This window comes from Ectobacillus sp. (genome assembly GCF_056992975.1).
The window spans coordinates 1-9,918 of record NZ_JBXKMX010000269.1; the positions used below are offsets into that span (position 1 = coordinate 1).

General features: G+C 36.6%; 11 protein-coding genes. 10 read left to right on the forward strand and 1 reads right to left on the reverse strand.

Going from position 1 to position 9,918, the window contains the following annotated elements; genetic code table 11:
* The first annotated feature begins 94 nt into the window (after positions 1–94).
* The 9 genes from pstB to AC11ZT_RS12400 all read left to right on the forward strand — a co-directional run bounded on the left by pstB (position 95) and on the right by AC11ZT_RS12400 (position 8,883).
* A complete protein-coding gene (gene pstB / locus AC11ZT_RS12360; protein WP_484059889.1) occupies positions 95–910 on the forward strand; it encodes a phosphate ABC transporter ATP-binding protein PstB in 816 nt (271 codons plus the stop codon).
* Positions 911–936: 26 nt separating this feature from the next.
* The gene (gene phoU / locus AC11ZT_RS12365; protein WP_484059890.1) at positions 937–1,593 is read left to right on the forward strand and encodes a phosphate signaling complex protein PhoU; all 657 of its coding nucleotides are present in this window, start codon (positions 937–939) and stop codon (positions 1,591–1,593) included.
* A 235-nt stretch (positions 1,594–1,828) separates the two neighbouring features.
* Positions 1,829–3,028, forward strand: a complete 1,200-nt coding sequence (locus tag AC11ZT_RS12370; protein ID WP_484059891.1) for a glycosyltransferase family 4 protein — start codon at positions 1,829–1,831, stop codon at positions 3,026–3,028.
* Positions 3,025–5,397, forward strand: coding sequence for a sugar phosphate nucleotidyltransferase (locus AC11ZT_RS12375; RefSeq protein WP_484059892.1), 2,373 nt, complete (start codon positions 3,025–3,027; stop codon positions 5,395–5,397). Before AC11ZT_RS12370 ends, AC11ZT_RS12375 begins: the two co-directional genes overlap by 4 nt.
* A 69-nt stretch (positions 5,398–5,466) precedes the next feature.
* The gene (gene rpmG, locus AC11ZT_RS12380) at positions 5,467–5,616 is read left to right on the forward strand and encodes a 50S ribosomal protein L33 (RefSeq protein WP_129727240.1); all 150 of its coding nucleotides are present in this window, start codon (positions 5,467–5,469) and stop codon (positions 5,614–5,616) included.
* Between the two features lie 52 nt (positions 5,617–5,668).
* Positions 5,669–6,238 carry a 5-formyltetrahydrofolate cyclo-ligase gene (locus tag AC11ZT_RS12385; protein ID WP_484059897.1) on the forward strand — a complete coding sequence of 190 codons (570 nt, stop codon included), beginning with the start codon at positions 5,669–5,671 and terminating at the stop codon, positions 6,236–6,238.
* A 125-nt stretch (positions 6,239–6,363) separates the two neighbouring features.
* The gene (locus AC11ZT_RS12390; RefSeq protein WP_484059893.1) at positions 6,364–7,527 is read left to right on the forward strand and encodes a rhomboid family intramembrane serine protease; all 1,164 of its coding nucleotides are present in this window, start codon (positions 6,364–6,366) and stop codon (positions 7,525–7,527) included.
* Positions 7,528–7,698: 171 nt separating this feature from the next.
* A complete protein-coding gene (locus AC11ZT_RS12395) occupies positions 7,699–7,902 on the forward strand; it encodes a YqgQ family protein (RefSeq protein ID WP_379970218.1) in 204 nt (67 codons plus the stop codon).
* A 15-nt stretch (positions 7,903–7,917) separates the two neighbouring features.
* Positions 7,918–8,883, forward strand: coding sequence for an ROK family glucokinase (locus tag AC11ZT_RS12400; protein WP_484059894.1), 966 nt, complete (start codon positions 7,918–7,920; stop codon positions 8,881–8,883).
* Between the two features lie 46 nt (positions 8,884–8,929).
* On the opposite strand, the gene AC11ZT_RS12405 is transcribed toward AC11ZT_RS12400, so the two are convergent.
* On the reverse strand, positions 8,930–9,112 hold the full coding sequence (locus tag AC11ZT_RS12405) for a DUF2759 domain-containing protein (RefSeq protein WP_484059895.1): 183 nt from the start codon (positions 9,110–9,112) through the stop codon (positions 8,930–8,932).
* Between the two features lie 224 nt (positions 9,113–9,336).
* Between AC11ZT_RS12405 and AC11ZT_RS12410 the strand changes: the two genes are divergently transcribed.
* On the forward strand, positions 9,337–9,918 hold a 582-nt coding region (locus tag AC11ZT_RS12410; RefSeq protein WP_484059896.1), incomplete at its 3' end, for an MBL fold metallo-hydrolase.

Here is a 9,918-nt window from a genome sequence, read left to right on the forward strand (position 1 = left end):
AATAAATTTATGTATAAGTATTAAGACTTGAAATAATGGAATACTAGAAATTTAGAGAACTGAAATTCTCATTGTGGATGAAAGGGGAATGAAAATGGTTTCAACTGTAGTAAATGTAAATATGCAAAAAAAAGAAAATACGTCAGATTCTACAAAAAATATTGTGTTTGATACAAAGGATTTAAACTTATGGTATGGTGAAGATCATGCATTAAAAGATATTAATTTAAGTATTAACGAAAATGAAGTTACCGCTATTATTGGACCAAGTGGTTGCGGAAAATCTACGTATTTAAAAACATTAAATCGCATGGTTGAACTTGTGCCTATCGTTCGGACAACAGGTGCAATATCTTATCGTGGGAAAAATATTTTAGATAAATCGTATCATCAAGAAGAACTTCGTACACATGTTGGAATGGTGTTTCAAAAGCCAAATCCATTTCCTAAGTCCATTTATGAAAATGTAGCATATGGTCCTAGAATTCATGGTATTCGCGATAAAAAAACGCTAGATGAAATTGTGGAAAAAAGTTTGCGCGGAGCGGCAACTTGGGATGAATTAAAAGATCGCTTGCACGACAACGCATATGGTTTGTCAGGTGGTCAACAACAACGTTTATGTATAGCACGTTGTCTTGCTATTGAACCGGATGTTATTTTAATGGATGAACCAACATCAGCTCTAGATCCAATTTCTACATTGAAAGTGGAAGAATTGATTCAAGAGTTGAAGAAAAACTTTAGCATTGTCATTGTTACACATAATATGCAACAAGCAGCACGTATTTCAGATCGCACTGCTTTCTTCTTAAGTGGAGAAGTTGTAGAATATACAGATACAAATCGATTATTTACAACACCAACAGACAAGAGAACTGAAGATTATATTACGGGCCGCTTTGGTTAATAGATATATTCTTAGGGAGGCTTACAATGGTACGGGAACAATTTGATTACGATTTAAAGTCTCTGCAAGATAAAATTATAGAACTGGGTAAGCTAGCAGAGATTGCGTTGCAAACAAGCATGAAAGGATTGCAATTGAAAGATGTGGATTTTGCCCTTCAAGTTATTGATAACGACTATAAGAGCGATAACTTAGAAGAAGAAATCAATGATCTGGCTGTCATGCTCATTACAAAGCAGCAGCCAGTTGCAACCGATTTGCGAAGAATTTTCTCCTCTGTAAAAATCGCATCGGATTTAGAGCGAATTTCTGATCATGCGGTTAATATAGCGAAAGCTACAATTCGTCTTGGTGCAAAAGAGCTCTCGATTTCATTAGATACTCTTGAAGAGATGTACATAATGTCACAGAAGATGTTGACATTATGTATTCAAGCTTATCAAGATGAAAACTTAGTATTTGCTAAGCAAGTGGCTGAGATGGATGATGTAGTAGACGAGTTGTATGGTAAGGCTGTACGTGAATTGATGGTTTCTATTCCCGAACAACCGAAGGATATTAATCAAATTACTCAGCTTTCCTTTGTTGCTCGTTATATCGAACGGGTAGCAGATCACATTACGAACGTAGCTGAAAATATCTTCTACTTAGTAAAAGGGAAGCATTATTTATTAAATGAATAAGATGTTCAATCGAAGGTGGAGCAGATAGATGCTTCACTTTTTTATTTTTCATCTATTACATACAATTCTCCTTTTTTAGACATATTAGCCTTATTGTATCTAGACGGGTTTGATGGTATCATCATGTTAAATTCAATTATTTTAGTATTCTGACTATTTTATACATCTTTGCTTTTACACATATCCTTTATGAATAATAGTCTCTTCTTTAGTGGAGACAGGAAAGAGGAGTAAAATGGAAAGAAAGCAGATTCTTCTACTTGCGTGGGAATATCCACCGACGCTCGTTGGCGGTCTTGGAAGACATGTATATGAGTTATCGAAGTCAATAGCTCATATTGGACACGTCGTACACGTCATTACGAATTTTGTAGAAGGCTCTCTAACCTATGAATGTATGAACCAGGTACATGTTCATCGAGTCCAAGGAAATTTTGAGGATCGTACGCAGTTTTATAATTGGATCATGGGATTAAATGAAGCAATGGTACAGTATGCACAAAGTTTATGTAGCACTATTTCATTTGACGTGATTCATGCACATGATTGGCTCGTGTGCAGTGCAGCTATAAGCCTACAAGAAAAGAAACAAATCCCCCTAATCATTACTATTCATGCAACAGAACACGGCCGAAATAATGGTATTCATACTCCTCTCCAAAAGCAAATACACATGAAAGAAAAGGAATTAGTGCAAGCAGCTGATGCGATTATCGTATGCAGCAATTTTATGAAGCAAGAAGTTCAAAGTATATTGCAGGGGAATCCTGAGAAAATGTATATTTTTCCTAATGGGATAGATGCTTATTTCTTTGGGGAATGCCATCCATCTTGCGTAATAAGGAAAAGGTATTCTTTAGAAAATAGGCTTCTTATTTTTTCAATTGGCCGAATGGTAAGTGAAAAGGGATTCTATACGATTATTGAGGCTGCACCAGCATTAGTAGAAAAATATCCGTTACTTATGTTTGTTATAGCTGGAAAAGGTCCCATGCTTGAAACGTATCAATCTATTGTAAAGGAACGTGGACTAGGAGCAAATGTCTCTTTTCTTGGTCATATTACGGAAGAAGAGCAACGAGCTTTTTTGCAGGAAAGCGATGTCATACTTGTCCCTAGTCTATATGAGCCCTTTGGAATTGTAGCATTAGAAGGAATGTTAGCCAAAAAGCCTACGGTTGTTTCTGATGTGGGTGGATTAGGAGAAATTATTATACATGGTTATAACGGTAGGAAAATAACTCCAGGAAATGCAGCAAGTTTAATAGAGCAATTACAAATCATTTTTGAAGACAAGGAACATGCGAAACAAATTGCCTTTCATGGTCATCAGTATGTCCTAAAGTACTATAGTTGGAAGAAGATAGCCGATCTTACCATACAAGTGTATGAGCAAGTTGTGGAAATAACGAAAAGTGGAGGTGGAATGCAATGAAGGGCGTTATTTTAGCAGGAGGAAAAGGAACTCGTTTGCGGCCGTTAACTTGTCATCTTCCCAAGCCGCTACTGCCTCTACTGGATAAGCCAGTAATGGAATATAGTATAGAACTTCTGAAAAAACACGGTATAAGCGAAATTGCAGTGACTGTCCAATATTTAAGTTCTTCCATACAGCAATACTTTGGCGATGGTAGTAAATGGGGAGTGAAATTGTATTATTTCGTAGACTCTCCGCCGTTAGGAACAGCGGGAAGCATAAAACAAGCAGAGCAGTTTTTGGATGAACCTTTCGTAGTGATTAGTGGGGATGCGTTAACAGATATGGATTTATCGAAAGGGATAGACTTTCATAAAAGCGGTGACCGTCTGGTAACCATATTTCAAAAGGAAGTCTCGAATCCATTGAATTTTGGTTTGGTTGTTACAGATGAAGAAGGACGTGTCATTAAATACGTAGAAAAGCCAAGCTGGCATGAAGTTGTATCGAACACAGTAAATACGGGTATTTATATTATGGATCCTGAGATTTTTTCATATATGCAGCCACATACATTTCTTGATTTTAGTCATGATGTATTTCCAACATTATTACAGAAAAAGGAACGGATTTATGGCTATTTATGTAACGGATATTGGCTTGATATTGGGACCTTTCCACAATATAGACAGGCAAATGTTGACATACTAAATAAAAAGGTAGATGTTTCTCTATCGGCAATTGAAGTGTTGCCTTCTGTATGGATGGGGAAAGAAGTAGACATTGAAGAGGGAACGATGATTCAAGGTCCTGTATTTATTGGTGACAATGTGAAAATATTAGGTGGAGTAAATATAGAACCACATACTGTGATTGGGGCTAACAGTGTAGTTGGAGAGTATGCACATATGAAAAAATCAATACTATGGAGCGATGTGCATACAGGGAGGAAATGTGAACTTACTGAAACTATCATAGCCTCTCATACGGTAATTGAAGAAGGAGCGTCCTTGTTTGAAAAAAGTGTAGTGGCGGATTATTGTAGGTTAGGAAAGCAAACGATTGTGAAGTCTAAGGTAAAGATATGGCCGGGTAAAGTCATTGATACAAGTACTGTCCTTGTTTCTACAGTTTCTTATCAATTGAAAAACTCTTCTTCTTTGTTTAGCAGAGGGAACATAATTGGGAAACCGAACCTTGATATTACTCCGGAGAAAATCATGAAAATTGCAGCCGCCTATGGGAGTACGCTTTCCTTTCATTCGACTGTGCTGGTTGGGAGCGATCAACATCCTTATTCCCAATTAATTAAACAGTTGTTTATTAATAGCCTCCAAGCCTATGGTATTCATACATTTACTTGCCAGGATACGAACAAAGCGTGCTTTCGTTATGAAGTTTCTTCTGAATCTGTAAATGGTGGTATATTTATTTACATGCAGGATTCCTCTCGAGATCCTTCCATGATTCTTTCGTTTTATGATCAGTATGGTAACTTGCTTTCGACTCGTAAAGAAAAAGAAATTGAAACTGCTTATATTACGGAAGCGACTTGTCTTCCAAATGTTCAGGAGATTGGAAAAGGTATAACTATTGAAGTGCAGGAAATGAAGTATGTCAAATCTATCCTTCAAATATTGAATACAGGACTTATTAAAAAAGAGCGTTTTCATCTTTTAGTAAATAAGCTTACTAGCTCCTTTCACGACGCTATTCTAACTTTTTTTCAAGAATTGGATTGTAATATTACTTGGATCTATTCTACTGTAAATGAAGATCATATGAAGTCTTTGATTCAATCTAGCTATGCGCATATGGGAATTGTTTTTCGTGAGCAAGGAAATGGATTTGAACTGTATGATTCTGTAGGAAATGTGTATACAAGTATGGAGCATGAACGTGTAAGGGTGCCACAAATTCTTCTTCAAAGGGGAGAGGGGAGCTATTATCCTCTCACAATTAAGCGGGGGTCTGGTTATATTACATGCTATGTAGAGGAAGAAAGTGTATCAAAAGAAGATAGCTATTTTCAGCAAGATGCTTTATTTCAAATCGGGAAGCTACTTGAGATTATGGCCTCACACCAATTACCTTTGTATGATATATTTAAAAATTATCCACAATTTCATTTACTCCGTGATGAAGTTGTGTGCCCTTGGATGGAAAAGGGAAAGGTGATGCGAAAGCTTCTAGATGATGTACCAAAGCAAGAACTTGAAGTCCTCGAAGGGATTAAATGCAATCATGAAAATAATGAGTGGTCTTACATTGTATCTGACTCGGAACAGCCTAAGATTATTGTTTATTCTCATTCTTTAAACCCTGCGATTGCTAAGGAACAGATAACAAATTTGATAGAAAAAATTCGACGATATCAAAAGGTGTAGAAATTTTATTTAAAAAGTGATATCATAGTAAAGTCTGATTTATGTTATATATGACTGGAGGGAAATAAGATGCGCGTAAACATTACCCTAGCATGCACAGAGTGCGGCGAACGTAACTATATTTCTAAGAAAAATAAACGTAACAACCCAGAACGCCTTGAGCTTAAAAAATATTGCTCAAGAGATAAAAAAGCAACTGTACACCGTGAAACAAAATAAACAGTAGGATTTATTTCCTACTGTTTTTTTTTATGAGAAGGAGGGATTTAATCTGGAGGAAACAAAACAGCAAATTAGGCAAAGTATTCTGGCAAGTGTTGCAGTAATCCCGCAACCGGAATTTGTCATAAAGTCTAAATCCATTACAAGACAGCTGTTTGAACTTGAGGAATGGAAACAGGCAAGTACAATAGGTATTACTCTCTCGATGAAACAAGAGGTACCTACACGTCCTATAATTGAAATGGCCTGGTTACAAGGAAAACGAGTTGCTGTACCTAAGTGTGATACAAGTACGCATACATTGACATTTCGATATATTACATCATTCCATCAGTTAGAAACAATTTATATGAATTTAGAAGAACCAATTCCAGCTGTTACAAAGATTGCAGCAATGCAGGATATCCCTTTATTATTTGTTCCAGGAGTAGCATTTACAGAAAAGGGGGACAGACTCGGCTATGGGGGAGGATATTACGATCGTTATCTCTCTATGTTTGAAGGGAATACCGTTTCTTTAGCATTTAGCGAACAAATAGTATCCAATCTGCCGACAGAATCCTATGATCAGTCTGTACAGAAAATTATAACGGACGATCGAATTATCGACTGTTTTTGAAGAAATAGGTGGAAATAAAAAAGACGGAATGCTATGACAATTTCGTCTTTTTTATATTTCTTGAAATTGTAGTTAGGTGATTGACCCATTACCTTTTATAATAATAAGTAGAAGGAGGGAGTACGATGTACGATCGAATAGATACGATGTATTGGTCCTTGCTATACATATTGGTTTCTTTAGAAAAATATGAGCTTGTTTATTTTTCAGATGAGAACCATGAGGCTTGGTTAGAGTCAACACAAAAGAAAAATCCAACCATTGTTCGGTTTAAATGTGATAATTTTGACCTAGCAAACCAAGTAGAACATGACATAATTGAAATGCAGCCGCTTATCCAACAATTGACGAAACGTTCTTTTCAAAAAATTCCTGCATTTTTCAATGTGTATATTTCCAAGCAGGAACCGGTTGATGATTGGAAACGGACTACCGAAGATATGCGCGTAGCGGCGCCGATAAAAACTACTTTTTTTGCAAACGACAATGTAGAGGAACAACGAAATTTTCTAATACATTACATAGGATTACAAGAAGAAGATCTGAAAAGCCTACAAACGCTACAAGGAGAGGATCCCCTTAATTTGCGTAAAAGGTTAGCTGTACTTCTTGAATCTCGTAAAAAACAGCGTGAACGTATTACACATTATGCCCAGCCTATTATTACAAAAGCGCTGATAACTATTCAAATCGCAATGTTTTGTATCTTGGAATGGAATGGCGGAAGTATGAATACAGCTACTCTTGTTCACTTTGGTGCGAAATATAATCCGCTTATTCTACAAGGGGAGTGGTGGCGCTTCTTTACTCCTATGTTCTTACACATAGGAATTCTTCACCTGCTTATGAATACAGTGGCTCTATACTACATAGGAAGTCAAGTGGAACGAATTATTGGGAATGGACGATTTTTATTTCTTTATCTATTAGCTGGGTTCTCTGGTAGCGTATTTAGTTTTATTGTATCTAATAGCGTTTCTGCAGGTGCTTCAGGTGCAATCTTTGGTTGTTTTAGCGCACTTCTTTATATTGCGTTTACTTATTCAAAGATATTTCCAAAGGCAGTTATGCAAAATGTGATTACGTTAATCGGTATAAATCTTGTGTTTGGTTTTATTGTTCCGGGAATTGATAATGCAGGACATATCGGTGGGTTAGTCGGAGGATTGCTGGGGGCTGTAATCGTACATGTACCAAAGCAAACATCATCTGTATGGAAAAGAGGAGCAGCTATTGTTTGCGCAATTGTAGTGCTTGGCGGCTTACTCTGGTACGGATATCACCGTTAAATAAGATTCGAGGTAAGGGTAGTTTTATGAATAGAAGGAATTACTAGGATACAACCGAAATGTTGAGTAAATGACAAAAGAACAGATGATAGGAAATTGACGCTACGAGCTGTTCTTTTTATAATAGGTCATGATACCGTTTTCTTATAATAAAATTTTGAGGGTGAAATGATGACATCCATTTATGACATTCAGCAAGTATTAAAAAAATTCGGAACGTTTATTTATACAGGAGATAGATTGGCTGATTTAGAACTTATGCATGACGAATTAGTTGAACTGTATCACGCACAGCTTATTGAAAAACAATTGTTTGATTCATCAATTCTTGTACTCAAGCAAGAAATGCAACGAGTGAAAGGAAAATCAAAGTGAAGGAAGGATGCCAATATGAATGAGAAATGGATAGTTGGAGTCGATCTTGGTGCTACAACGATTAAATTAGCGTTCATTACGTACCAAGGAGATCTCTTATGTAAATGGGAAATTCCGACGAACCTTTCTGACAATGGTATTTATATTCCTACGGAAATAGCAAAAGCAATAGAAATGAAGCTCGAAGAAATGGGAGAATCAAAATCAAAAGTAGCCGGTATTGGAATTGGAGCGCCTGGTCCTGTCAATTTAGAAACAGGGATTGTATATGAGGCTATCAATATAGGGTGGAAGGATTATCCGCTTATGCAATTGATGCAAGAGGAAACAGGCCTTATGGTGTCGGTAGATAATGATGCAAACGTTGCATCTCTCGGGGAAATGTGGAAAGGTGCCGGCGAAGGTGCTTCGGATATGGTATGTGTAACTTTGGGAACCGGTGTCGGTGGCGGTGTGATTACAAATGGGGAACTGGTTCATGGCATAAGCGGTGCAGCAGGTGAAATAGGTCATATAACAGTAATTCCAGAGAACGGGGCATCATGCAATTGCGGAAAAACAGGCTGTTTAGAAACCGTAGCTTCGGCAACGGGTATAGTTCGATTGGCAAAAGAAGCGTTACAAAGTAGTAATGACAGTAGTGTTTTACGCGATGTCATGAGGAGTACAGGAACGATTACTGCAAAGGATGTATTTGATGCGGCAAAGACGGATGCTATAGCTTTAGCGGTTGTGAAAACAATGGCATATCATTTAGGATTAACAATTGCAAATATAGCAAACATATTAAATCCAGAAAAAATTGTAATTGGTGGCGGCGTTTCTCGTGCCGGGGAATTCCTATTATCGTTAATTCAAGAGCAATTTATAAGATTTGCATTTCCTAGAGTCGCAAAAAGCACGAAGCTTGCTATTGCAACACTTGGTAATGATGCAGGAGTTGTTGGCTCTGCTTGGTTAGTTATTAAAAAAATTGGATAATGATGATAAAATAAATCCCCACTTCAAACTAAAAGTGGGGATTATTTCAGTGACCGACAGGAGGATAGCCGTTACCCCATATCGTCATAATAGTAAACCAACCAAAGACTACGAGCGTTAGAAATGAAAAAATAATGCCAAGCTTATTTTTTTCTTTCCCTGTTTTATATACACCATACGCTGCTAAAAGAGCGACGAGAGAAAAGATAAAGACAACACTATATTTCATTATACTCCCCCTCTAACCTCTAATTAATTTACATTAATTGTAAATATTATATTTATTTTACAGTAATCCTGTTGAAATGTCGAGAATTATTGAAAACGAATACATTCTTTCTTTTTGCATACAGAATAAAATGATGTATGATAAAAAATATACTTATTTTTGCTGATTTATCTTGTATAATATAATTTTTAAGATGAATCAGTATACGAAGAGGAGAATGAATCATGAAATGGGCACAAATTCCATTGGGACCTATACAAACAAATGCTTATATTGTATATAATGATCAACATGAATGTATTATTATCGATCCAGGAGCAGAAGGAGAAAAACTACTTACTTATCTAAAGGAGAACGAATTAAAGCCACAAGCCATATTGCTTACACATGCTCACTTTGATCATATAGGAGCAGTAGATGAAGTTCGTCATGTTTATAATATTCCTGTTTATGTGCATAAGAACGAACAAGATTGGTTAGTTAATCCATCTTTAAATCGTTCCCTACAATTTACGATGGGTGAAGATATAATTGTGCAGCCCGCTGACTATATAATTGAAAAGGAAGGTCCGTTAACAGTAGGTTCTTTCTCTTTTCAGGTTTATGAAACACCAGGACATACACCAGGTAGTGTTTCTTACTATATGAGCGAAGCAGGCCTTGTATGTTCAGGTGATGTGCTTTTTCAAATGAGCATTGGTCGCACCGATTTACCAGAAGGAAATATGATTCAATTACTTACAGCTATTGAAGAAAAGTTATTTTCACTACCTGCTGATACGAAGGTATTATGTGGGCATGGGCCT

Coding starts and splice junctions, on each gene's coding strand:
- AC11ZT_RS12400 (WP_484059894.1), top strand. CDS start 7,918: ATGAATGAGAAATGGATAGTTGGAGTCGATCTTGGTGCTACAACGATT.
- pstB (WP_484059889.1), top strand. CDS start 95: ATGGTTTCAACTGTAGTAAATGTAAATATGCAAAAAAAAGAAAATACG.
- AC11ZT_RS12370 (WP_484059891.1), top strand. CDS start 1,829: ATGGAAAGAAAGCAGATTCTTCTACTTGCGTGGGAATATCCACCGACG.
- rpmG (WP_129727240.1), top strand. CDS start 5,467: ATGCGCGTAAACATTACCCTAGCATGCACAGAGTGCGGCGAACGTAAC.
- AC11ZT_RS12375 (WP_484059892.1), top strand. CDS start 3,025: ATGAAGGGCGTTATTTTAGCAGGAGGAAAAGGAACTCGTTTGCGGCCG.
- phoU (WP_484059890.1), top strand. CDS start 937: ATGGTACGGGAACAATTTGATTACGATTTAAAGTCTCTGCAAGATAAA.
- AC11ZT_RS12395 (WP_379970218.1), top strand. CDS start 7,699: ATGACATCCATTTATGACATTCAGCAAGTATTAAAAAAATTCGGAACG.
- AC11ZT_RS12390 (WP_484059893.1), top strand. CDS start 6,364: ATGTACGATCGAATAGATACGATGTATTGGTCCTTGCTATACATATTG.
- AC11ZT_RS12405 (WP_484059895.1), bottom strand. CDS start 9,112: ATGAAATATAGTGTTGTCTTTATCTTTTCTCTCGTCGCTCTTTTAGCA.